Source organism: Rummeliibacillus sp. G93 (genome assembly GCF_023515935.1).
GTDB classification, from domain to species: Bacteria; Bacillota; Bacilli; order Bacillales_A; family Planococcaceae; genus Rummeliibacillus; species Rummeliibacillus stabekisii.
Window position 1 is genome coordinate 2,607,041 of sequence record NZ_CP097314.1, and the last position, 25,130, is coordinate 2,632,170.

Annotated in this window: 23 protein-coding genes; 8 read left to right on the forward strand and 15 right to left on the reverse strand. The window is 37.6% G+C overall.

Annotated elements, in window-relative coordinates:
- Nucleotides 1-68: 68 nt before the first annotated feature.
- Nucleotides 69-2,438, reverse strand: a complete 2,370-nt coding sequence (locus tag M2M59_RS13155; RefSeq protein ID WP_147197263.1) for a hypothetical protein — start codon at nt 2,436-2,438, stop codon at nt 69-71.
- A gap of 165 nt (nt 2,439-2,603) precedes the next feature.
- Nucleotides 2,604-4,919: a hypothetical protein gene (locus M2M59_RS13160; protein ID WP_147197265.1), complete on the reverse strand. Its 2,316-nt coding sequence runs from the start codon at nt 4,917-4,919 to the stop codon at nt 2,604-2,606.
- Nucleotides 4,920-5,247: 328 nt separating this feature from the next.
- Here M2M59_RS13160 and M2M59_RS13165 point away from each other — a divergent pair, with 328 nt between their 5' ends.
- Complete coding sequence (locus M2M59_RS13165; protein ID WP_249774797.1) at nt 5,248-6,039, forward strand: TatD family hydrolase; 792 nt, start codon at nt 5,248-5,250, stop codon at nt 6,037-6,039.
- A gap of 55 nt (nt 6,040-6,094) precedes the next feature.
- Here the strand turns inward: M2M59_RS13165 and M2M59_RS13170 are convergent, their stop codons facing one another.
- Entirely contained in the window at nt 6,095-6,580 is a 486-nt protein-coding gene (locus tag M2M59_RS13170) for a YehS family protein (RefSeq protein ID WP_249774798.1), read from the reverse strand.
- A gap of 135 nt (nt 6,581-6,715) precedes the next feature.
- Between M2M59_RS13170 and M2M59_RS13175 the strand changes: the two genes are divergently transcribed.
- Both M2M59_RS13175 and M2M59_RS13180 read left to right on the forward strand, forming a co-directional pair.
- A complete protein-coding gene (locus tag M2M59_RS13175) occupies nt 6,716-7,855 on the forward strand; it encodes an FAD-dependent monooxygenase (RefSeq protein WP_249774799.1) in 1,140 nt (379 codons plus the stop codon).
- A gap of 52 nt (nt 7,856-7,907) precedes the next feature.
- On the forward strand, nt 7,908-8,324 hold the full coding sequence (locus M2M59_RS13180) for a DUF1284 domain-containing protein (protein WP_249774800.1): 417 nt from the start codon (nt 7,908-7,910) through the stop codon (nt 8,322-8,324).
- A gap of 73 nt (nt 8,325-8,397) precedes the next feature.
- Here the strand turns inward: M2M59_RS13180 and M2M59_RS13185 are convergent, their stop codons facing one another.
- The 9 genes from M2M59_RS13185 to M2M59_RS13225 all read right to left on the reverse strand — a co-directional run bounded on the left by M2M59_RS13185 (nt 8,398) and on the right by M2M59_RS13225 (nt 19,353).
- A complete protein-coding gene (locus tag M2M59_RS13185; protein WP_244946719.1) occupies nt 8,398-10,092 on the reverse strand; it encodes a methyl-accepting chemotaxis protein in 1,695 nt (564 codons plus the stop codon).
- A gap of 197 nt (nt 10,093-10,289) precedes the next feature.
- The gene (locus M2M59_RS13190; RefSeq protein ID WP_249774801.1) at nt 10,290-10,787 is read right to left on the reverse strand and encodes a HugZ family pyridoxamine 5'-phosphate oxidase; all 498 of its coding nucleotides are present in this window, start codon (nt 10,785-10,787) and stop codon (nt 10,290-10,292) included.
- Nucleotides 10,788-10,800: 13 nt separating this feature from the next.
- Nucleotides 10,801-11,586 (reverse strand): ABC transporter ATP-binding protein, encoded by a 786-nt coding sequence (locus M2M59_RS13195; protein ID WP_249774802.1) that lies wholly within the window; start codon nt 11,584-11,586, stop codon nt 10,801-10,803.
- Nucleotides 11,587-11,588: 2 nt separating this feature from the next.
- Nucleotides 11,589-12,578 carry a FecCD family ABC transporter permease gene (locus tag M2M59_RS13200; protein WP_249774803.1) on the reverse strand — a complete coding sequence of 330 codons (990 nt, stop codon included), beginning with the start codon at nt 12,576-12,578 and terminating at the stop codon, nt 11,589-11,591.
- Nucleotides 12,579-12,593: 15 nt separating this feature from the next.
- Nucleotides 12,594-13,586: a helical backbone metal receptor gene (locus tag M2M59_RS13205; RefSeq protein ID WP_249774804.1), complete on the reverse strand. Its 993-nt coding sequence runs from the start codon at nt 13,584-13,586 to the stop codon at nt 12,594-12,596.
- Nucleotides 13,587-13,839: 253 nt separating this feature from the next.
- Entirely contained in the window at nt 13,840-15,330 is a 1,491-nt protein-coding gene (locus M2M59_RS13210; RefSeq protein WP_066789854.1) for a malate:quinone oxidoreductase, read from the reverse strand.
- A gap of 314 nt (nt 15,331-15,644) precedes the next feature.
- Complete coding sequence (locus tag M2M59_RS13215) at nt 15,645-16,613, reverse strand: sensor domain-containing diguanylate cyclase (protein ID WP_249774805.1); 969 nt, start codon at nt 16,611-16,613, stop codon at nt 15,645-15,647.
- 297 nt (nt 16,614-16,910) lie between these two features.
- Nucleotides 16,911-18,332 (reverse strand): alanine/glycine:cation symporter family protein, encoded by a 1,422-nt coding sequence (locus M2M59_RS13220; protein ID WP_147197286.1) that lies wholly within the window; start codon nt 18,330-18,332, stop codon nt 16,911-16,913.
- A gap of 259 nt (nt 18,333-18,591) precedes the next feature.
- The gene (locus M2M59_RS13225; protein ID WP_249774806.1) at nt 18,592-19,353 is read right to left on the reverse strand and encodes a MerR family transcriptional regulator; all 762 of its coding nucleotides are present in this window, start codon (nt 19,351-19,353) and stop codon (nt 18,592-18,594) included.
- A 147-nt stretch (nt 19,354-19,500) separates the two neighbouring features.
- On the opposite strand from M2M59_RS13225, the gene M2M59_RS13230 reads away from it, so the two are divergent.
- On the forward strand, nt 19,501-20,076 hold the full coding sequence (locus M2M59_RS13230) for a uracil-DNA glycosylase (protein WP_249774807.1): 576 nt from the start codon (nt 19,501-19,503) through the stop codon (nt 20,074-20,076).
- 58 nt (nt 20,077-20,134) lie between these two features.
- Here the strand turns inward: M2M59_RS13230 and M2M59_RS13235 are convergent, their stop codons facing one another.
- Nucleotides 20,135-20,410 carry a hypothetical protein gene (locus M2M59_RS13235; protein WP_249774808.1) on the reverse strand — a complete coding sequence of 92 codons (276 nt, stop codon included), beginning with the start codon at nt 20,408-20,410 and terminating at the stop codon, nt 20,135-20,137.
- 339 nt (nt 20,411-20,749) lie between these two features.
- Between M2M59_RS13235 and M2M59_RS13240 the strand changes: the two genes are divergently transcribed.
- From M2M59_RS13240 to M2M59_RS13250, 3 genes are all read left to right on the forward strand, one after another.
- Complete coding sequence (locus tag M2M59_RS13240; RefSeq protein WP_249774809.1) at nt 20,750-21,142, forward strand: GntR family transcriptional regulator; 393 nt, start codon at nt 20,750-20,752, stop codon at nt 21,140-21,142.
- Nucleotides 21,142-21,723 (forward strand): DUF1648 domain-containing protein, encoded by a 582-nt coding sequence (locus M2M59_RS13245; RefSeq protein WP_249774810.1) that lies wholly within the window; start codon nt 21,142-21,144, stop codon nt 21,721-21,723. Before M2M59_RS13240 ends, M2M59_RS13245 begins: the two co-directional genes overlap by 1 nt.
- A gap of 77 nt (nt 21,724-21,800) precedes the next feature.
- Nucleotides 21,801-22,232 carry a DUF5808 domain-containing protein gene (locus tag M2M59_RS13250; protein ID WP_249774811.1) on the forward strand — a complete coding sequence of 144 codons (432 nt, stop codon included), beginning with the start codon at nt 21,801-21,803 and terminating at the stop codon, nt 22,230-22,232.
- 148 nt (nt 22,233-22,380) lie between these two features.
- Here the strand turns inward: M2M59_RS13250 and M2M59_RS13255 are convergent, their stop codons facing one another.
- Nucleotides 22,381-23,196, reverse strand: a complete 816-nt coding sequence (locus tag M2M59_RS13255; protein ID WP_249774812.1) for an alpha/beta fold hydrolase — start codon at nt 23,194-23,196, stop codon at nt 22,381-22,383.
- A gap of 265 nt (nt 23,197-23,461) precedes the next feature.
- Entirely contained in the window at nt 23,462-24,457 is a 996-nt protein-coding gene (gene bioB, locus M2M59_RS13260) for a biotin synthase BioB (RefSeq protein ID WP_249774813.1), read from the reverse strand.
- A gap of 117 nt (nt 24,458-24,574) precedes the next feature.
- Between bioB and M2M59_RS13265 the strand changes: the two genes are divergently transcribed.
- A complete protein-coding gene (locus tag M2M59_RS13265; protein ID WP_066789871.1) occupies nt 24,575-25,117 on the forward strand; it encodes a biotin transporter BioY in 543 nt (180 codons plus the stop codon).
- The last annotated feature ends 13 nt before the right edge of the window (nt 25,118-25,130 follow it).

Genomic DNA, 25,130 nt, shown 5'->3' on the forward strand with positions numbered 1-25,130 from the left:
AACATAAGAAAAGGAGAATCTTTTTGCGCAAGATTCTCCTTTTCTACTAATTTAATTAATGAAAGCGTTTATTTCAAAGTAGCTGTAATAATCATTTCTCCAGTAATGCTATAACGTCCTTTTTTCACGGTATAGACAAACTCACGTTGCTTGGTTCCTTCTGCAAGTGTTACAGCTTTTACTAGGTGATGATTATGATCGTATAAGCGCATCTTTTCATCAGAGTATGCTTGACCATATTTTGAGGTTAACATAAATTTAAATTTTGTATCTTTTTTGACATTCAATGTGTAAAAATAGCTACCTTTGTTCGGTTCATTGATTTTTAAATGTGGTGATGTTTCATAGCGTATGCCCACATGCCCAGGAACGCCTTTTTTCGTAGGTGTTACCGACAATGAATACTTGCCATTTGGCGCATTTGATGAGAAGAATGTTGTCGAAATACGCACGACTGGATATGTTTTGCCCGTTGCTTTATTCGTCAGCACAATATTTTCAATTGTTTTTTTAAATGAATCTTCGTTTGATACTGCATACAGCATGATATGTTCATCAGTTGTTAGGTTGATATCAATGGATGGTGTTGAATATTGGTAATACGGTAATTTCACCCTAGGCGTCCTTAAAGCATTTGGGCCAGAAAGAAGTTCAGCCATTGTCGTATAGTTATACGTTCTTTGATATAGTTTGAAACGGTAAGATGCATTGGGTTTGCCTTGCACGGCCATATAATAAACACCTTTTTCAAGATACCGTAATTTTTTCCCCACCGCTTCATCCGCACCATTGATTGTTTCTTTTGCATTACTGATCCAAGAAGAAAGTTCTGGTACATCCGCATTTCCAGTTAAGTAATAGTTCCCTTCTACTTGATCGATCGTGATGGCAAAATATGCATAGCCATCGTCATCAAATGTTCCTGTTGCGACTTCATCCACCGCTAGTGGTTTGTACGTTGCTGTGGTAGAGGGTTGATTAAATGTTATTTTTTCATCAAGCTCAGCGAAGCCAGCGAGAAGTTCTTCTTCTAAAGCAGCTGTATTCACTGAAACTTGTTGTTGTACTGCTTTTTTTATAAGGGCACGACGCTGAATTAGACTTTCGCGGAGCACTTCCTCGGCTTCACGCGTATTAAATGATGTATAAGGGTATTCGGGTGCCTTTGCGGATGTAAACACATCATTTGCCGCCTTTACTTGCGATGTTAAAGCATCGACTTTCTGTTGCATCGTCGCCGACTCATCAGTAGACAATCCTTTATATGTCGAAGTAGCAGCGCTTAAGGCAACATCTTCACGCGAACCAATTAAACGGCCGTTAGTATAAATATTCCCTTTGTATTCCCCATTCAAAATCTCACCATTTGCGCTATGAATGCTTTGTTTATCATATAAATAGTCTAATTTTTCTCTGATGGCTTTATCATTTGCCATGGTTGCATCTGTATGATCTAGCTTCCCTACAATTTCTTTTAAATCATTGAATTGCGCTGTTAATATTTTATAAGCTGGTTCCTCTGAACAATCCTCATCATCGCACACTAGATAGTTTTGATAAATCGCATAATAATGTTCAGTATAGTAGGCTAAAAACTCTGCCAGCTTTGTATTTAACACTTTTGAATCTATCGTTAGTGCTATACTTAGTTTCTTGATTTCAGCTAATTTGTCTAAGTAGTTTTTTACCGTTGCATTATATAATTTCTTGCCATTTTCATATAGGTAATCATTAATAACGCCATCCGCTAGCGCATCATTGTAATAATAGGTGTCCTTCCCGTCTGAAATGACTTCATTTTTTGGTGCTGGTTTGCCATTTTTATATAGTTTTCCTTTATAAAGTGATGCTTGTTGAATGCGACCATCTTTAAATAAATACGTTATCTTTTTATAGTCGGCAAAATGATAGCCCTTCGATAAAATACCATTTGTATAAAGCGTCATACGCTCCACATCTTCATAGTCATCGTCCAAGTCACGAATAACATAATCGCCTTTTTTCAGAGTTGTATTTTCATATAATTTCCCGTCTGATTTAACATAAATACGCTTTGTTAAAACACCATCTTGATAATAACAGTCATTCAAGTTACTATCTTCTAGAGTTTTACCTGGTACTAATTTTCCATTTCTAAAAAAATATTTAAAATCCCGTGTGATATAGTAACCTTTTTGAAGGTGACCATTACGGTACAGTTTTAAATTTTTCCCACTCCCATATTTAACGCGACCGCGTGCTAATGAACCATTTTTGTATAAGTCACCATTAAATACTTTATATCCTTTCACAATCTTACCTGTTGCCTTATTTACGAGTACACCTTTTTTGTTTAATTGTACAGTTGTCGTGGCTGCTGATACTGGTGTTGCCTCAGTTGCCGCGACCGATGACAGTAACATCGCTGTTGCGACTCCTGCTAATGCTATCTTTTTCATAAATAGAACTCCCTCCAGCACATTCCTTTTGTTATACCACTTTACCAAAATAAAGCATATTTTGTTATTAACTTTATATAAAATGATTCTATTTTACTATCTATAGAAAAGGAGAATCTTTACACAAGATTCTCCTTTTCTACTGATTTAATTAGCGAATACCTTTTATTTCGGTGTAACTTTAATAGTCAAAGGAGCTTTGAGGCTATAACGGCCTTTTTTCACGGTATAGACAAACTCCCGTTTATCAGTTCCATTTGCGATTGTTGCTTTTTTCACTAGGTGATGGTTGTGATCGTATAATAGCATTTTTCCAGAACCCGTTAGCTCAAATTTAAATTTCGTATCTTTTTTAACGTTCAGTGTATAAAAACGACTTTCTTGATTTGGTTTATTGATTTTTAAATGGGGTGTCGTTTCGTAGCGAATCCCCACATGTCCTGGAACACCTTTTTGAGTAGGTATAATCGACAATGAATACTTGCCGTTTGGTGCATTTGATGAGAAGTGTGTTGTCGAAATATGAACGACTGGATATGTTTTACCTGTTTTTTTATTCGTCAACACAATATTTTCAACCGTTCTTTTAAATGGATCTTCGTTTGATACGCCATACAACATGATATGTTCATCCGTTGTTAGGTTGATATCAACTGAAGGGGTTGAATATTGGTAATACGGTAATTTTACTCTAGGCGTACTTAAAGCATTTGGACCAGAAGGAAGTTCTTTCATTGTCGTATAGTTATATGTTTGTTGGTATAGTTTGAAGCGGTATGGTGCATTTGGTTTTCCTTTTATCGCTACATAGTAAACACCTTTTTCGAGATAGCGTAATTTTTTCGCAACTTCTTCATCACTATCGTTGATTGCTTCTTTTGTGTCACTCATCCAAAAAGCTAGATTTGACACTTCATGATTTCCAACAAAGTAATAGTTTCCTTCTACTTGATCGACATTAATAGCGTAATATGCAAATCCCTTGTCATCAAATGTTCCCTTTGCAACTTCCCCCGCAGCAAGTGGTTTGTACGTTGCTGTAGTTGAAGCTTGTTCAAACGATATTTTTTCGCCAAGCTCTGTAAAACCTGCAAGAAGTTCGTTTTCTAAAGTAGCGGTATTTACTGTTTCATGTTGTTGCGCTGCTTTTTTTATTAGTGCACGACGCTGTATTAAGCTATCACGTAGTACTTCTTCTGCCTGAGGCGTATTAAATTTTAAATTTGGATATTTTGGTGCTTTTGCTGCTGCTAAGACTGACTTTGCCGCCATTACTTGTGCTGTTAGAGCACCGATTGTTTGTTGCATTGTCGCTGATTTATCAGTAGACAATTTTTTATATGCTGCAGTGGTATTCTTTAGGTCGACATTTTCACGCGAACCCATCAAACGGCCCTTCTTGTAAATATTACCTTTATATTCGCCGTCTAAAATGTCCCCATTAACATGTTTAAGCCTTTGTTTATCATATAAAGAGCCTAATTTTTCTCTAACTGCTTTATCATTCGCTATTGTTGCTTCTGTATGATCTAGCTTCCCTACAATTTCTTTTAAATCATTTAGTTTCGATGTTAATGTTGTCACTTTCTCGTACACTGTATAGCTTTGGTAAATTGTTTCGTAATTTTCCGTATAGTAGGTTAATAAATTGGCTATTTTTGCATTTAACGCTACGGAGTTCACTTCTGTCGCCGCGCTTAGCTTTTGGACTTCTGCTAATTTGTCTAAGAATTTTTGTGCCGTTATATTGCGTACTCTCTTCCCATTTTTATAAACGTACTCTTTGATAGCACCATTTGCTAGCGCATCATTGTAATAATACGTGTCTTTCCCATCTGAGATAACTTTATTCTTTGGTGCTGGAAGCCCATCTTGGTACAATTTGCCCTTATAAAGGGTAGCAAGAGAAATGTGTCCGTCTTTAAATAAATACATTTTCTTTTTATAATCGGCAAAATGATAGCCTTTCGATAAAATGCCATTGGTATAAAGATTCAAATGAGGATTATCATCATCATCAAAGCTATGAATAACATAATCGCCTTTTTTCAGCTTCGTATTTTCATATAGTTTACCATCTGAAGGATTGACATATATTCGCTTTGTTAAAACACCATCTTGGTAATAAAGTTCTTCTAGGCCATTGTCATAAAAATCTTTACCTGGAATCAATGATCCATCTAGGAACTGATATTTATCATCCTTTGTTCTATAGTAACCTTTTTTAAGCCTACCATTATGGTATAGTTTTAAATTTTTCCCACTGCCATATTTAACATAGCCAGGTGCTAGTGAACCATTTTTGTATAAGCAACCATTATATACTTTGTACCCCTCTACTGCCTTACCTGTTGCCTTATTTACGAGTACACCATCTTTTAGTTGCACAGTTGTTGCGGCTGATGCTGGTGTTACCTCGGTTGTTCCAACTGAAGATAGCAACATTGCCGTTGTGGCTGCTGCTAATGCTATCTTTTTCATAAATAGAATCCCCTCCAATATCTTCCTTTTATTATACTATTTTAGCAATATACAGTATTTTTTGTTATTGTTTTATATAAAATGATTCTATTTTACTATCCACTATTCTCGAAAGAGTAAGTTTTGCCCCTTATCAATATCCCAACAAGGCACAAAGTCCATCACAAAGCCATCACCGAATTTGAGGAGCCTCAATAAGCCTTAGGGGAGGAAACAGGTTAATGCTAACTGTAATCGAAACAAACCAGAAGTAACTCAAGCAGAGTAAACGATTAAACATCCCTTATCATCTAGGGTAAAATAGAGGTAAGCTTTTAGGAGGGATAACATGGACTCATTAATAGATATTGGGCTTAATCTTGCGGACAAGCGTTTTTCAAAGGATACACAAGAAGTCGTAGAACGTGCGGTTTCAAGTGGAGTCACTCATATGATTCTGACTGGTTCAAGCATAAAAGGAAGCCAAAAAAGCCTTCGATTGGCAAAAGAATTCCCTAACACTCTTTTTTCCACAGCGGGTATCCATCCACACGATGCTTCTGAATTTAATGGACAGTCAATAGAACAGTTACGTGGATTGGCTAACCATCAAGAAGTGGTGGCTATCGGTGAATGCGGTCTTGATTTCAATCGTATGTACTCACCTCAAGATATACAGGAGGACTGCTTTATTGCCCAATTAAACCTTGCACGGGAAATGGACTTGCCTCTCTTTCTTCATGTAAGGGATGCTCATCAGCGGTTTTTAGAAATAATGGACAACCACCAAGACTTGATTAACCGTTCTGTTGTTCATTGTTTTACAGGGAGCGCTGAAGAAGTGCAGCAATATGTAGAGTTGGGCTTCCATATTGGTTTAACAGGTTGGATTTGCGATGAGAGGCGTGGGAAAGAGTTGCAGGAGGCAGTAAAATTCATTCCACTACATCGCTTAATGGTGGAAACAGATGCACCTTATCTGACACCTCGCACACTGACGCCAAAACCTAAAAACGGCAGAAATGAACCAGCCTTCCTTCCGCATATTGTATCGGAAGTTGCTAAATATAGGGGCGTATCTGTTGAAGAACTTGCTCAGCAAGCCACAGAAAATACGAGACGTTTTTTCTATCTTCCTTAAGTGGAATGTAAATATCTGTGCAAAACAAAAAGCGTCATTAGACGCTTTTTGCTTGTTACCCTCTTAATCTAATCGTTAGGCCCTTTAAGAACTTCCGCGCGAAATTGTCGCCGCACTCTTTATAATTACGATGTCCTGCTTTCCTTAGAATAGCCCCAAGCTCTCCTTTTGACACAGCAATTCCGCCCTCATCTAAAATGTCGAGCATATCTTCAGTCGTCAGCTGCAAAGCAACCTTTACCTTTTTCAATAGCATATTATTGACATGTTCTTTTACTTGAGGAGCTTCTGGCGCTTGTCCCGGTTTCGGATCATGTTTGCCCCTTTTGAATGTTACAAGGCCATTTAGAAAGAATGCCATCATTTTATCATTTACTTTCAATTGGCTATCATCTGTTTCCTCTTCGGAAGTCTTTGTAAGAATCTTAAGAATCTCCTCTTGTGTAAATTCTTTGCCTCCCAATTTAAAAATCTCTTTCATTTCTTGGTTTTTAAGATCCAAGGCATATCGAAGCCTAATCAGGATATCGTTATTTTCCATTTAAAAACTCCTCACTTCTTATCATTCCTTTATCTTAAGGCATATTACCATTTGAAACAACCAAGTCATGCAGTACTTCTATCTCGTGCTATAATATGTCATATATTAACATACAAAAATAAGGGAGGGAGCTACATGAAGATTATTATTATAGGCGGTGGTATTGGTGGCTTTACAGCAGCCCTCGCTCTTTCAAAGCTGGCAGAGGTGCATCTTTATGAGAAAGCGGACGATTTCAAGCCGTTAGGTACAGGTATCGGTATTGGCTCCAATGCACTAGAAGCATTGATGGGGCTTGGTATAGGTGAAGATGTACTCGCATATGGTACACCACTCACTACACAGCTATTTCTTAATAAAGACGGCAAAATCTTGAACTCGATTGATTTTAAAAAAATAAAAAATAAATATGGGCAAGAAAATATTACGATTCATAGAGGAAAGCTACATGAAATCCTTTATCACCATATCCCTAAGGAATGGATTTCATTCAACAAACGGTTAGTGCAGGTAAAACAAGATGACCATCAAGTCACCGCAACATTTGATGATGGCGAAAAAGTAGAGGCAGATCTTCTTATTGCAGCAGATGGTATCCATTCCCTCATCCGAAAAAGCTACATTCCTAATAGTGTTCCTCGCTATGCTGGTTATACATGTTGGCGCGGCATTACAGAGAACAATGGATTAATTGATGAGCAAACATCCTATGAGATTTGGGGTTCTGAAGGCAGAGTCGGATTCGCCCCGATGAATGGCAACCAGCTATACTGGTTTGCATGCATGAAAGCAGCAGAAAAAAGTCACTTTTTTGCCACTTTGACTCAGCGTGAAGTCTCCTATCATTTCAGAAAGTTCCCGCCAAACGTTGCTGAAATGATTCAACAAACAAAAGATGAGCATTTCCTTCATCATGATATTTATGATCTTAAACCTATCTCGAGATTTGTATTTGACCGAGTAGTCTTGTTAGGTGATGCTGCACATGCGACAACTCCTAATATGGGTCAAGGAGCAGGCCAAGCAATTGAAGACGCCGTAACACTCGCTAATGCATTACGTCACTTCGATTTAGAAGATGCGCTCCAAGAATATGAAGAGGAACGTGTAGACCATACAAAAAAAGTCATTCAAGTTTCCCGCCAAATCGGCTGGGCCTCCCAGTGGTCAAATGCACTGCTGGCTAATGGACGAAATGCAGTCTTACCCTTCATTCCTTCAGCTCTCTTAAACTGGCGTCTCAAATTTCTATTTCAACGGAAATTAAATGGCTAATTGTTAACCATTTGTTATAATAGGTTAACGAACACTTTAGGAGGAAACGACGATGTACAAGCTACGCGGCCATCACCTCTTTTGCCTTCTTGGCTATAGAGGAATGGGGTATTCAGAGGAATACGTGGAAAATATGACTAAGCTCCATCAAACATTAAGAAAAGAGCCAAGCACTTTAATTCAAGTTGTCAAAGGCCCTGACCATCTGTGTGATAAATTTCCAGAATCCGGGGAATATCATTGCCAAGACCAAGATATTTATAAAATGGATAAAGCTATTTTAGAAAAACTCGGCCTTCAATATGGACAAACTATTCCGTGGTCCGACATTGAAGCATGTGTTAAAAAGAATGTAGTTCCGCTCGACATCGGAACCGTCTGCGCATCCTGTTCCTGGCGTTCCCTTGGCGTTTGTGAAGAAGGTATACAGTACATTCATGAAGGGAAAGGTCTAGTGGAAGTAAAATAAGTAAGAGATAGCGATAATAAAAAACAAATCAAAAAGGAAGGAGCTTATAACAGCGCCTTCCTTTTCTTCTTTATTAAATCTTGAAGCGGCTAACCAATTCATTCAGTTCATCTACTAATGTTGCAAGATGTTTTGAACTGTCGGCTACTTCTTCCATTGAACTACTAGCTTGCTGTGCGGAAGCTGCTGTTTGTTCTACTCCTGCGGCTGCTTCCTCAGCAACAGAAGCGACCTCATCAATAGATGCATTCATTGAAAGTGTGTGGCGTTTAATCTCTGACAAGTTCCCTGACACCGTACGGATGTTTTGTCCCATTTCAGTGACTGCACCATTGATTTCATTGAATGTCATACCTGTATTTTCTATTTGAATTGTTCCTTGTTCTACTTCTGTATATCCTGCTTGCAAGGATGATACCGCACTGCCTGATTCACTTTGGATTGCTGTAATTATGCCTGTTATATCATTTACTGAAAGTGCTACTTGTTCTGCCAGTTTTCTTACTTCTTCTGCAACAACAGCGAAACCTTTACCATGTTCCCCTGCCCTTGCCGCTTCTATCGCCGCGTTTAGGGCAAGTAGGTTCGTTTGGTCTGCTACATCTTTAATAACAGATATTAAAGTAGTAATTTCCTGTGAACGATGATCTAAACTTTGGACTTTCATTACCGCATCTTTTACCAGTTGGTCAATCTTAGCCATTTGCTCAGTAGTTGATGTCATTAGTGAAGTCCCTTGCTCTGTTAATGAAAGTACTTTTTCAGAGTTTTGTTGAATGAGACTACCATTTTCATTTGTTTCTTCTACCTTTTCAACGAAAGATCCCATAATCATAGCTAAGTTGCTCGCACTATCTGCTTGCGTTTCAGCACCAGAAGCAAGCTCTTGCATAGTTGTGGCAATCTGTTCAGTACCCGTTCTGACTTCCATCGAAGACTGTGTTAATTCTTCGCTTCTACTTGCCACAACATTAGATAAAGAGTTGATTTTTTCCAAGACTAGTCTTGTATTTTCGTTCATCTCATTCGTCGCTAGGATTAGTTCTCCAATTTCATCATTCGATGTAGGTTCTATTTTTTCTTGGCTTAAATCACCCTTAGCCATTTCTTTCACTCTAGCTACTAAACCAATGATAGGACGGGAAATAACGCGTACGGTTTTAATTTCAATTAACACTGCAGCAATAGCCGCAACAGCCGTAAGGATTAATATAAATATAAGTGAGGATGTACCGTATGAAGCGAATTCTTCACCATCTTTGGCTATCTTCTCTTCTCTATCCTTTGATAATTGTTTAAAGCCATCCATAATTTCTTTTTCAAGCGGCTTTACTTCTGTCGCCATGATTCTCTTTGCTTCTTCTTTATTGCCGTTATCATACTCTTCAATCACACGATTTATTTGTTCCCCCCACGTCACCTTTTTATCAATTAAGGATTTGACTTGTGTGGAGTTGCTTAACTTCAGCAATTTATTCTCAAGTGCGATACTTTCATCTATTTGGCTCTTGAACTCATCCTTTAAGCTTGAATCTCCATACAAAATATACCCTCGGATTAATGAAGTTCTTTCAGACATATTTAAAGCCATTTGCTCATCAAGTTTTAACAAAGGAATTTCCTTCTTAACCATATCATTCGTATTTTTATTGAGTGCTTGGATGGCAAGAATATTAAATACACCCAATATTACAACAAGGGCTATCACAATTGAAAAGCCAAATACAATTTTCTTTCTAATACTATTTAACTGAAATAATCTGTTCAAATTTAGCACCATAATCCTTTCCCAAAGAGTCAACTACTATTATATCGGTAGAAAAGGGCTAAAGCTTTATAAATTCAAACATAAATCGACAAATATATTTAACCATATAAAAAAACTCAAACCGAGGGGGTGGCTTGAGCTTTTTGGCAACTTATAGGGTTACTGCCGTTTACAACAATATGCTTGAAACGGCAAGGCTATTGCTTTTTATCTACTACTACATGTACAAATGATTCTCCATTAATATCTAAGTCAAAGGCCATTCCAAAGCCTACTACATACCTGCCCTTTTGAGGTGTTAGCTCAAATAGAGAAAAGTCTAACCCTCGAAGTACATCCATTAAATTTTGTCCATGGTCTTCGTTAAAAAGAGCAAATATATCCTCATGCTGTTCGTTCCCCATATTCTTAGGATTACATTCAAAACGAGCTCTTTCTGTAGCAAATTTATTGGGCGTCATTGCCTCATCTGCAATAAACATGGCATCAATCACAGAATTACGTTCAAGCAAGCGATAATGTTCTGCAATTTTACTAATATAAATATAGAATTTGCCGTCAACCATAACAAAAGGAGCATAGCTACTAAATGGCTTCCCGACCTCATCCATCATACAGAGCATTACATTTTTGCGTGATTTCATAAACTGAAGATAATTATTTTTATGTTTCTCTAAATCAATTGTTTTTGTCATTTTATTCATCCTTTCATTTTTGCCTGATTGTATTCAATAAATGAATGCGTGGCGCATCTTCTTTGGACATAGAGACTACTTCCGCTTCCATATTATAGACATCACGTAGCATATCTGATGTCATCACTTGAGTCGGTGTTCCTTCCATTATCTTGCATCCATTCTGTACGACGATAAGGTGATTACTATAACGTGATGCCTGATTTAAATCATGTAAGACCATCATGACTGTAATGCCCATGTCTTCATTCAGTTCTCTTACTAATTCTAGAACTTCATGCTGATGTGCTATATCTAAGTATGTAGTGGGTTCGTCTAGCAGCAAAAGTTTCGGGCGCTGCGCAAGAGCCATTGCTATCCATGCCCTTTGTGCTTCTCCTCCAGATAAGGATGCTAGCATTCGATCCTTATAGTCTGCTAAATGTGTTTTTTCAAGCGACCAATGAACAATATCCTGATCTTCATGATTCAATCGTTCAAACCACTTTTTGTGAGGATATCTTCCATAAGCCACCAAATCCTTCACTAACATGTCATTTGGAGCTTGATTCTTTTGGCTAAGCATACAAATATTTTGAGCAATTTGCTTAGTCGTATATTGTTGAATATCCTTCTGTTCAAAAGTGATAGTGCCTGTATGAGTAGGAATGAAACCTGTGATGGCTTTTAATATGGTCGATTTGCCAGAACCATTCGGGCCAATGATTGAGAGAACATCCCCTTGTTTTACAGAGAAAGAGACATTATGGACAACCTCTTTCTTCTCATAACGAACTGATATTGAATCAAGTTTTAGCATCGTTAAAACGCCCGCTTTCTCATTAAATATAGGAAATAGGGTCCGCCGATGACAGCCATTAGGATGCCTGCTGGTATATCAAGCGGTGCGAATAACGTTCTCCCTCCCGTATCTGCTACAAGCAATACCAGTGCACCAAGCGCTGTACTCATCGGCAACAAAACTTTATAATCAGACCCTACTATCAATCTCGCCATATGCGGAACAATAAGCCCTACGAAACCAATCATGCCAACAGCGGCTACAGAAATTGCGGCCAAGAAAACTGCTAGCAAGGAAAGCCATATTCGCGTACGATGTACATTATCCCCGAGATTAGCTGCCACCTGGTCGCCAAGCCGAATGATGTTAGCCTTTCTGACAGCAAAGATAGATAGAATCCAGCCAACCAGCGCGTAAGGAAGTATCATGAATAAAGCATTGCTCCCTTTTGCGGCCAAACTACCGTTCAACCATTGAATGGCTGACGGTAATCTATCACTATACAAAATAGACATAAATCCTACTATCCCTCCACATAGTGCGTTCACAGCTACACCCGATAAGATAATGGTAATAGGAGATATTCCGGATTTTTTCCATGCTAATGCGTAAACAATGGAGGCAGCGAATATTCCGCCAGCGAAAGCGGCTACCGGTATTAGGTTTGTATATTGCGGCAAAATCAACATAATGACCAAGACTGCGGCAGATGCACCACTCGTAACGCCAGTTAACCCCGGATCAGCAAGAGGGTTTCCCATAACCGCTTGCAGTAACGCACCTGAGATGGCTATATTTGCACCGATTATCAATGCCAGCAATACACGAGGCAATCTGATATCCATAATGATTGTTTCGTTTACTGCTTCTGGATGGGAGCCGAATATTGTTTTTAAAATAGCTGGTACAGGTACATATACACTCCCTATTCCAATGGAAAGAACGGCTGCGACAGCAACAAGTACATATGTAAAAAGAATGATATTCCAGCTTTTTGTATTTCTTTTCACTGCTAATCCTCTTTCTTATTGATATAAGTATTTTGAGACATCTGTTAAGGCCTTCCCAACATGGTCAATGGATGTAACCCCGAATGTGCTGTAATCCAGCATATGAACCTTGTCATTTTTAAAGGCACTTAAATTTTTCCAAACTTTATTATTTGCTGCTTCCTTTTTAAACATATCTTTCGGAGCCCCATGATCCCCTGATGCCAAAACTAAAATGACATCAGGGTCTGCTGCTGCCACTTTTTCCATATTAATGGGCGAATAGGTATCTTTTACATGAAAGACGGATGAGGCAATATTGTCTGCACCAGTTTCCTTCACCAGACTTCCTAGATATGATTCTTCACTCATTACCATAAAGGAATCAGAAGTGCCAATCATGAGCATAACGGTCGGCTTATCCTTGCCTTTCGTTGCATTCGATAATTCACGTTCTTTTGCTGAAATAGTATTCAACACCTTATCCATTTCAACCTTTTTATCAAAATAAGTACCTAATGTTTTAAAGCTTACTTTTAAGTCATCTAATGATTCAGTTGGTAAATATGCAGCCTTTAAATCCATCTCCTTCAAACTTTTATCTAGCGTACTTTGTAACGAATCCGAGCCAAGAATTAAATCTGGCTTCAGACTAGAGATGACTTCTAGATCAGGCTGCATAGGCGAACCTATCTTTTTAATACTTTCAAAATCTTTTGGAAGTGGATTTGTTGATTGCGGTACCCCAACTGGTGTAATACCGAGCAGATGTAGCATTTCTGCAATAGGAACGGAGGTTGTAATTACTCTTTCAGGAACTTCATCCGGCATTTTGCTCAAAGTTTCCTTCAGCACTTTCCCATTTACACCATCTTGTGGTTGAATACTATCTTTTGCTTTGGCAGCCGTTTTCTTTAATTCTACTTTTTGCTCACTACTTTCTTTTGTCTTCTCGTTCGTTGAATCTGCCTGGCATGCTGCTGTTAATAGTGTGACAGCCGCCATCATAGGTATGATTACTTTTCTCAAACTGCTTTCCCTCCGCTAGATTGTATTTTAAATGATAATGATTTTCAATTTCATTTAAAATGATAACAATTCTCATTCTCAATTGTCAACGTAAATTCTCATTTCGGTCATTAAGACCTAACACCAAAAATACGAGTTATTAAAAAACAAATACAACTATCGATGGTGTAAGCAAAAGAATGTGATAAATAAAAAAAGCTTCTCACCTAAGTGAGAAGCTTTTCTTTAAATCTATTATTCTAAATGATAAAACCTAGTTGTTCTCTGCATCTAAACGAAGAGCTTTTGTTGTGTCAGCAAAGATTTTGTTAAACAACTCTGGGTTTTCCCCTAGTTTGATACCGTAAGAAGGAATCATTTCTTTGATTTTTGGTTCCCATTCTTTCTTTTGTTCTGGGAAACATTTATCAATGATTTCTAGCATTACGTGAACAGCAGTAGAAGCACCTGGAGATGCACCTAATAATGCTGCAACAGAACCGTCTTCAGCTGTGATAACTTCAGTACCGAATTGCAATGTACCTTTGCCGCCTTTTTCAGTATCTTTGATGACTTGAACACGTTGGCCAGCTACGACGATGTCCCAGTCTTCGCTTTTCGCATTTGGTACAAAGTCTCGCAATTCTTCAATGCGTTGTTCTTTAGATAGCATTAGTTGTTCAACAAGATATTTTGTTAGTGAAAGGTTTTTTGCCCCTGCTGCTAACATAGTGAATACATTGTTTGGTTTGACAGAACCAATTAAGTCCATATTGGAACCTGTTTTAAGGAATTTTGGAGAGAATCCTGCAAACGGTCCGAATAATAAAGACTTTTTGTTGTCGATATAGCGTGTATCTAAATGTGGAACTGACATAGGAGGCGCACCTACTGCTGCCTTACCATACACTTTCGCATGGTGTTGTTCCACGATGTCAGGGTTGTTACATACTAAGAATAAACCGCTAACAGGGAAACCGCCTACATGCTTACTTTCAGGAATGCCTGTTTTTTGTAGTAATGGCAAGCTGCCGCCGCCTGCACCGATAAAGATGAATTTCGCTGTTTGATATTCGATTTTGCCATCTTCGCTATGCACTTTAACTTCCCATAAACCATCGCTTGTACGTTTAATGGTATCAACCGTATGTTTATAGTTTACTTCTACACCTTGTCCTTGCAATTGTTCAATAAGGATACGTGTTAAAGCACCGAAGTTTACATCTGTTCCAGAGTCAATTTTTGTAGCCGCAATCGGTTCGCTTGATGCGCGCTCATTCATGATGACTGGAATCCACTCTTTTAGCTTCTCTGCATCATCTGAAAACTCCATACCTTGGAATAATGGATGTTCAGAAAGCGCTTTAAAACGTTTCTTTAGAAATTCAACATTTTTTTCGCCTTGCACTAAACTCATATGTGGCAGTGGCATAATAAATTCTTGAGGATTGCTGATAAGATTATTGTTTACAAGGAATGACCAAAATTGTCTTGATAATTGAAACTGTTCATTTACATGGATTGCTTTCGTAATATCGATTGAACCATCCGCTTTTTCAGGCGTGTAATTCAGTTCACAAAGTGCAGAGTGTCCTGTACCTGCATTGTTCCATTCGTTTGAACTTTCTTCCCCTGATTTATCAAGCTTTTCATATACTTTAATTTTCCAGTCTGGCGCTAACTCTTTTAGGAATGTTCCTAAAGTTGCACTCATGATTCCGGCACCAATTAAGATAACATCTGTAGTAGTTTGTCTGTTACTCATTTTTACCTTCCTTATACCCTAAGATTTGCAGAAAGGATGTAGGCGCTCCCTCTTAGAAACCACAATAAAACCAAGGCGCAACCTGATCAAACACCTTTTCTGTATCAGTTTTTTTCTATCCTTAGTGTATCATAATAAGTTATTCATGAAAATGCCTCCAAAACTAAATATCATATCGGTAAGCTATCTATAAACAATAAGTAGCAATATTGTACAAAAAGATTGAAAATATCGTGTTAATACAGCAAACAATTGTCTCCTCCGCTAGAAAAACTGTTGTCTTTATACTACTAACACGGTTAGATTGATCCAACTCAACACTCCACTAATAGGCGTTTTCTTTTTCTTTGCTTTTTATTCTTGTACATGTGCTGATCCGCCAGTCCTAAAAGATGTTCCATTTGTCCATACGAATTCTCGGCAAAGGAAAGGCCGATAGACATACTGATTTTTACACTAACATTATTTTCATTGTACTGTTCAATGTCTTTATGCAAGTCACTATAAAGCTTTTGCGCACTCTCCTTTGTTGCGTTTACCATAATAATTGAAAATTCGTCGCCGCCAATGCGGGCTACAATGATTTCACTAGTGGAATAGTAATTTAGAAGTTTTGCTGATGCAATGATAAAAGAATCGCCTTGCTCATGGCCAAAATGGTCGTTCATATACTTTAAACCATCTAGATCACATAACAAAATAGCCACTGGAACATTTTTTTGTTCATTATACTTTTTCATTTGTTTTTGGAAATAGGCCCGATTATAAATTTTCGTTAGTGGATCATGGGCAATCTGGTATTCCAGCTCATGCTGCAATTTGACTTTTTCATCAATGTTCCGCACAATACCTTGAACCCCAATAAATTCTCCGTTTTCAAGAATAGGTGTTGCATTTTCTTCAAGCCAGATATACTTTCCTTTACTGTTTTTCCAGCGTTGAATGATCGGTTTGCTGTAGTCCATTTTTCCATTTATCTTATTTTGGAGTAGATTGTAATCATCCGGATGAATAATATCAAACAACCAATTTGGATTGCTATAAGCTTCTTGCATAGGATTTGTTCCCAAAATTGTTTTAATAGAAGGGCTAAGATATTGGAATTTCTTCTCCGGTTTCACTTGATAACAATAAATAATATCTTTTGACGTTTCTACCAATTGGCTAATCTTTTTCTTTTCATTATAAGTACCTTTCCATTTCAACATCTTATTTCCCAATACTATTAAGCTAATAATCCCCCCACCTAGCAAGCCTGAAAAAAAAGAAAACCACCCTATCACAAAAGATTACCTCCCCTATTTTTAGACCTTGATATCAAAAAACCTACTAAAAAATCAATTCAAAAGTTATATGTATAATCTGCTTTCACTATATATTATTAAGCCATATGACCTAACATTTACCCTTTATATATTATCTGTAAACATTATACGCCAATTATTTACTTAAAGATAAATACCTAAATGACTAATTTAACAATAAATAACAATTCGCTTTTATAAAATATCGTAAAATAATATCATTTATTTCTCAACAAAATAAAAGAACACATTCCTTAATGGAATGTGTTCTAATGTTTAACGATTTTCTTCGTCTTCTCCCCAACATTCAATATCGCCCACTTCTGGGACATCTTTTTTATAGAACACTGGGTTTTTCCCTTGTTTCCGTTGATCAAGGTAGTTGCGAATGACTGGTTTTGCAACCTTCCATAGCAATATAATAGCAATTAAATTGATAATCGCCATCATCGCCATAAAGAGATCCGCCAAATTCCAAACTAAATCGACTTTAGCTAAAGAACCAAATAACACAAAGCCAACCGCTAAAATACGGAAAATAAACATAGCTGTTTTAGAGTCTTTAATAAACCCTATATTTGTTTCACCATAGTAATAGTTGCCAATAACCGTACTAAAAGCAAATAAAAATACTGCTATAGCCAAGAATATTCCTGCCCAATCGCCTAGGTTTGATACTAAAGAAAGTTGTGTTAGGTTTACAGACTTTGCATCATTCTGCATATAGGCATCACTCAGTAAAACGATGGCAGCTGTCGAAGTACATACAAGGATTGTATCGATGAATACGCCCAATGTTTGGATTAATCCTTGCTTAACAGGATGCGTAACAGAAGCAGTGGCTGCTGCATTAGGCGCAGAACCCATCCCAGCTTCATTTGAGAACAAACCACGCTTGATTCCCTGCATCACCGCTGCGCCTACCATCCCTGCAAAGGCTTCTTCCCAGCCAAAGGCAGATTTGATAATCAACAGCAATACATGCGGTAGTTCAGTAATATTTAGCAGAATAACAAGAAATGCAACTGCAATATAGGCAATAGCCATAACAGGTACGATAACTTGTGTTACACTAACAATTCGTTTCAAACCGCCAAAGACGATAATACCTGTTAACACAGCCAAGATTATGCCCACTACTAAACGGTTTGCTCCAAAGCTTTCCTTAAACGCAATCGTAATCGTATTGGCTTGTACCGCATTGAAAACAAAGCCGTATGTTAATGTAATTACGATGGCAAAGAGAACACCCATCCATCTCTTATTAAGCCCCTTCTCCATATAATAGGCTGGACCACCGCGATATAATCCCGTTTCTTTGTCTTTCACTTTATACACTTGTGCTAATGTGCTCTCAATTAAAGCTGATGCACCGCCAATTAGGGCGATCATCCACATCCAAAAAACTGCTCCAGGACCACCAATAGCAATTGCTGTAGCAACCCCGGCTATATTGCCCGTCCCAATCCGGGATGCCGCAGAGATGGTGAAGGCCTGGAAGGATGAAATCCCCTTTTTCCCCGATGAGTCTGTTGGCGTTTTTTCTGTTAGCAGCCTAAACATCTCAGGAATCATACGAAATTGAATAAATTTCATTCGAATCGAAAAAAAGAGACCTGCCCCGATTAATAAAATAATCAATACATATGAATAGAGATACTCATTCGTGCTATTTACGATATTGTTTAAGTTGTCCATGTTTCCCCTCCTATATTAACTGAATTTAGCATGTACGTCCGAATCGTCCCCGCTAGACTTCAGGTGCTATTCGCTTTATTAAAAAAGAAATCATTCTGATGAAGCGATTTTACGTATTCAGATAGAATCTTATGCTTATATAACTTTTAAATTATATCAATGATAACTTTAGTAAGTAAAGGAATGGTTAAATTTAAATAGTTTTATACAAAAGAATGAAAAATAGCGCATTCCCATTAGGAATGCGCCCCACATAAACTTATTCTGATGCAACATAGTTTAAAATAGCCTCTTTTAGGAACTGCGCTCCACCCTGAACCACTTTCTCGTAATATGCCTTGAATCGTTCATCTGCCACATACATTTCCGCTAGCCCTGCATGCGCTTCTTTTGAATAACTCTTCCATGAGTATAACAGCCACTGTCTATGTTTATCAGCTAGCTCTTGTGCTTTCTTTGATGCTGGATTCCCCGTCGCGTAAGCTTCTTTCAGCAACTGAAAAATATCCTCTTCAAGAGCCTTCATCTTTTCGAAATTCTCTTCCGACATATCCCTCAATCTTGCATTGCTCTCATCAATGGTGTACTCACCATATTTTTCACGTGCTTCCTTGCCGTAGTTTTTTTCGTTTTCTTCTATTAATTGTTCTTTGAAACCTGCAAATTTATCTGAATCACTCATTCTTATTCCCCTCTCCCTGCTACTAATTGTTTGTCTTACCGTACTAAGCAATTGATCGAGATGATTGCGCTTTTGCTCTAATTCTCGATAATGACCCTTTAACGCTTCCAGTTGGTCGTAAGAAGGATCGCATACGATTCTCTTAATCTCCTTCAGTTCAATCCCCAGTTCGCGATAAAATAAAATTTGCTGCAGCAAATCCACTTGCTTTTCTTCATAAACTCGGTAGCCTGCTTCACTCCAGCGCGCTGGTTTTAAAAGGCTGATTTCATCATAATAACGAAGTGTTCGACTGCTCACTCCTGACAGCTCCGCTAATTCTTTCACGCTATATTCCATTCCACACCCTCCCTTCTCTTTAATAAAAATCATAAGCCTTTCCGTTGCGTAAGGGTCAAGGATAATTCTATAGTAAGGCTATTTTTTTAAAACAAATGAGCACAATATAACTTAAATACAAAAATACACATAAGGGAGGGAGATTAGTTGAATTTTTGCTTATGGCCAGAAGATCCAACACCGGAAAGCCAGCAAAACTGCCAGGACTGCGGCCTCTTCCAGCAAGGATCTCGTATGATTTGGGGCGAGGGAAATCCGAAGGCACCTATCCTTATCCTATTGGATAACCCTGGAGAACGAGAAAATCGAGAAGAACACCCTTACGTTTGTACTACACGCCAAACGCTGCAAAGAGCCGTACATGAATCGGGATTGTCAGCAGATGATTTCTATGTCACCTATGTGCTTAAAAGAAAGCCAAAGCGAGCATATGATAAAGAAAGAACACGCGAAATCTGTCTCCAACATCTCCAACAACAATTGGTTATTACAAATCCAAAGCTCGTCTTCTGTCTTGGGAATGTGGCAGTCCAGTCTTTTTTTCAAGATGAAGCTGCAGATGTAAAAACATTACGAGGGAAATTTTACGATGTGCGCGGTTTTCAAACTACTGTCGCCTATCATCCTTTCGCGGTAAGACGACGTCCAAATCTATGGTCAAAATTTCTGGAGGACTTTCAATTGGTTGCAGAGAACATTCGAAGTTCTTCAAAAGACCATTAAAACTAACATCGCCATTTAAAAATCCCCTACCATTTTTTCCGGTGGGGATTTTACATTATTATTCTTTAATCATCTTTTGTACTTGCTCCAAATCTTTCTTGATGAGCTCTAATTGTTTTGCATTTAGCTCTACCATATCAAGATGCTCTCCATATTCCTCTGCATTTTTCTTCGCATTTTCGCTGTGCGCAATTTGATCAAATGCATGCTCAACCGCGATTTCCTCTGGATGTGACTTCGCAATTTTTAACATGCGGTCTGCCTTTTGTACAGAATTACCGAATAATGTGCTGAGATGGTCTTGTTTCCAGCTTGTATCTGAGTGCTTTGCCAAATTTCTCTCTTCCCTTCCTGCTAACTAGATAATCTGAATTAGTATTAGGGAATCTGAAAAAAGTATACATTTGACTATAGTTCATCCTAAATTTCTTCGCTGCTCACTCGTTAATTGTCACCCTCCAGGTTCAAACATCGTCTAGCCTGATTCACTATCTATCATGAACAACTCTAAAAACACACTTCATTTACTAACTACGATTGGCATATATCACTTATTCCCCTTTTTTACTAAACAATAGAACGGATTTATATTTTTCAGAAAATATGTTGACACCTTTGTTTGTCTGTTATACATTATATATAACAGTTAACACAAAAAAGGAGTGTGAAAAGTTTGTTTATCTCTCTTGATCTTGAAACTGAAGAACCCATTTATACACAATTAAAACAACAGATTATTGAAGGAATCGCTAAAAAAGAGTTAAAGCCAGGTGAAGGATTGCCGTCTGTCAGATCCCTAGCCGCAGATCTAGGTATCAATCTTCATACCGTCAATAAAGCATACCAACAGTTAAAGCAAGAAGGCTTTATCCAGATTCATCGACAAAAAGGCGTGGTTATCCACCCGGATGGTGTTCAAAAAGCAGATGAATCCTACTACACTATGCTATCTGCCAAGCTCCGTCCCTTAATAGCCGAAAGTATTTGCAGGGATGTATCCCTTGATGAGTTTCAAAAGCTTTGTTTACAAATTTATAAGAATTTCGAGAAAAGGAGTGAGAGTTGATGTTCATCTTTTTAATTCTTATGTTGGTTCCATTATTTATTCCAACTATTTTTATTCCCTATTGGACACGAAAAACAGAAAGCTTTGGTGTTTCTATTCCTGAAGAAGTTTATGTACAATCTAACATTAAACAAATGCGTAAAACATACGCTTGGTCAGCCAGTGTCCTTGCCATTATCTTAACTGCCATCCTTGCATGGTTAGGTTCTGGGATGAGCGAGAATAAAATCGCCGGCTTGTACACTGCCATGATATTCATTTTTCTTGCTGCATCCTTTGCCCTTTATCTTTTCTTCCATGGAAAGATGAAAAAGTTAAAAGAACAAAATCCTGATTGGATGAGGAAGCCGCAAAAGATCACTATTAATACACAGTTCAGACATCAAAAGCTCACTTACTCTAACTACTGGTTTGTTATTCATTTAGCCATATCTTTCGCCACATTGATTTTTACATTATTACATTTTGATGATATTCCTTCTCGTTTTCCTATGCAGTATGACTTTAATGGCGAAGTTACAAGCTGGTCGACCAAATCTTATCGTTCTGTCATGCTGATGCCGATTAACAAATCTATCTAACATTATTGATGCTCTTCATTAATGTCGTGATTGCAAAAGCAAAACAACAGGTATCTTCTGCAAATCCTGAGGAGTCTTTGCAAAAAAACATTATCTTTCGACGCAGATGGTCATTGTTTACTATTTTAACAGGCCTTGCACTGATTCTTATTTTAACGGTGCCACAGCTATCACTTTTTTATCAGATTGACAGCAAGTTGCAACTATATGGACCGATTCTCTTTACTTTAGTCATTTGCATTGGAGCTATTGTATTATCGATCACAACAGGGCAAGGCGGAAGCCGTGTTCGAAGTGTGGTCTCTACAGTAAATGGAGATTTAATTGATCGAGATGATGACCAGCATTGGAAGCTAGGAGTCTTTTATTTCAATCGCAATGACCCAGCTATCTTTTTGGAAAAACGATTTGGCGTAGGCTGGACAAATAACTGGGCTCACCCGCTTTCTTGGATCATACTCGCGGCAATTATTTTCTTGGCAACGGGGCTACCATTATTTTTAGGCTAGAAAGACAATTTAACGTTGCTTACACCTAAAATTCAGGAATATACCTGCAAAATTTTAGTTAAATGAATGTAGTGCTATGATTAGCAAAAGATAAAAGGTACATCACCTGTATATAGTGATGTACCTTTTTTTATTTATTAGACTGAACTTATAATAATTCTTCTGTTCTATCTAACCATTCATTGATCAATGAATTAAATAGAGTGGATTGCTCGATTTGCAAATTATGACCTGCATTATCCAGAATTGAAAATGTTCCTCTTGGATAGTATTCCATAATGTTAAGCGCATCCCTATATCCCACAGAAGAATCATGTCTACCTAAAAGAAATAAACTAGGTCGAGAAAAAATAGTCTGATGGACTTTAATTGTTAATTCATAGTTATTCTTAATTTTCTCCAAAAATTGCTCATCTGCAATTTTACATCCTGCTAAAATTTCGTTGTTATAGCGTAACCAATTGTACTCATCAAGTATTACTTGATTACTACTAAAGTTCATTAATTCTTCCTTTGATAATTTTTTTATAAATGCCTCGTCTCTTCTTAATATTGTATGTTTCTCAACGTCTCTATTGCCTTGTCGAGGAATAATAACAGGGCAAATAAAAGCAGCCCCAAGTATTCTATCTTTTTGTTTTTCAATAAGTCCACTTGCTAAATAGCCACCATAAGATTCTCCTACAACTATGTATTCTTGATTAGGAAGGACTACTTCAATAAAATCTATAAGCGTATCTAACATATCATCGGTATTACTAATTTCTTTATAATTCCTTGTTAGCCCCATTCCCGGTAAGTCGACATAAATCCTTTTCCATCCATCCCTTGAAGTAAATATTGGTTCCATACAACCACTCATTAATCTATGATCAGGTGTAAATCCATGTATAAATAAAATTGGTGTACCATCACCTATCTCTTCATAATAGATTTCTGCCTGTCGAGCTTTACAATATGCCACTTTTTCTCCCTCTTTCTAAACAGTCGTTCTTACAATTTGCAATTTTTAGATCTATATTACCATAAATGTTTACTTTATTAAGGGAATTAACTGACAATGACCTTTTGCCTTTTATTACCCTTCCCATAATGCTTTGGTTAAACTAAGCAAACTAGGATGAGATTCCTAGCTTGCTAGTTGTTTCTACAAAGAATTATTGCTAGATATTCCCGATAAGATAATGGGTGCCAAAAATCTAATCCTCATTGTAATAAATAAGCTCCTTTTACAAAGCACATTCCTCAATTTCAAATCCTAAATCATCAATCATTTTCCAGTCATCTAACGGTTGTTGTCCTTTGGTAGTTAAATAATCTCCCACAAAGATGGAATTAGCCGCAAATAGCCCTAAAGGTTGAAGGGTTCCAAGGTTTTTTTCTCGCCCGCCAGAAATACGAATTTCTTTCGTTGGGTTTATAAAACGCATCATAGCAAGAATTTTTAAGCATTGCACAGGCGTTAATTCTTTTTTTCCACCCAATGGTGTTCCTTCTATGGCGATAAGGAAATTACATGGGATTGAATCGGCATCTAAATCATGCAATTCAAAGGCCATTTCTACCTGTTGCTCTTCACTTTCCCCCATTCCAAAAATAGCACCAGAACACGGGGAGATCCCTGCCTTTTTTGCCTCTTGTACTGTATCAATTCTCTGGTCGTACGTATGTGTTGAACAAATTTCCTCGTATTGATCACGATGTGTATTTATATTGTGATTGTAGCGATGCACGCCCGCATCTGCTAATGCTTGGGCATGATTTGGTTTTAAAAATCCTAAACAGCAACAAATTTTTAAATCTGTTGTATCGCGAATTTCCTTTACTGCCTCAATCACATGGGCTACTTCCCTATCAGTAGGGCGTCTACCAGATGCAACAATACAGTATGTACCTGCCTTGCGAGAGATGGCCTCATTGGCACCTTGGATAATCGTCTCTTTTGTAAGCCACGCATATTTCTCTATTGGCGTTTCTGCAACAATTGATTGTGAACAATATCCGCAATCTTCTGGGCAAAGGCCTGATTTCGCATTAATAATCATATTTAATTTCACTTTATTACCAAAGTAATAGGATCGAATTTTATAAGCCGCATTCATTAATGCTAAAACATCTTTATCGTCTATCCGCAACAGTGAAAGTGCTTCATCTTTATTTAATGCCTTCCCTTTTATCACTTGTTCCGCCAATTCTTCTAGTACTTTTTCTTTAATCATGTACATTTCCCCTTTTAATAGAATCACTCAATATATGTTAACCAAAAAAACAAATTGGTTGACATATAAATTATAAATCATGCAGAATAATATTCAAGGAAAATAAAACACCGAGGTTAAAACATGAAAAATAAAACAATTGCTTTTACGGCACTATTCGCTGCATTTACTGCAGTAGGGGCGTTTATTAAGATTCCAATCCCCTTTATCCCTTTTACATTACAGATTCTATCTGTCTATCTTGCTGGTTCTCTTTTAGGACCGAAAATCGGAAGTTTGAGTCAACTTTGCTATGTGTTAATAGGATTAGTTGGATTACCAATCTTCACTGGAGGAGGTGGTCCATTATATGTTCTTAAGCCAACATTTGGTTACTTAATTGGGTTTGTACTGGGGTCTTATGTAAATGGTTGGCTCATTCAAAGATTTAGATTAACTAAAATTCCGTCTATCTTTTTAGCAAACTTAGGTACACTGCTTGTTGTGTATGTATGCGGATGCACATGGCTTTACGGAATAATGAAGTGGGTAATTGAAAAACCGCTATCTTTTCATGAAACACTGATATTTGGTTTCTACCTTCCCGCTCCCGGTGATGTAGTGCTTGCTGCTGTTAGTGCGGTCATCATCTATAAATTGCGTTTAAGAGTAAAACTTATTAATTAAACAAGGAGTTGCA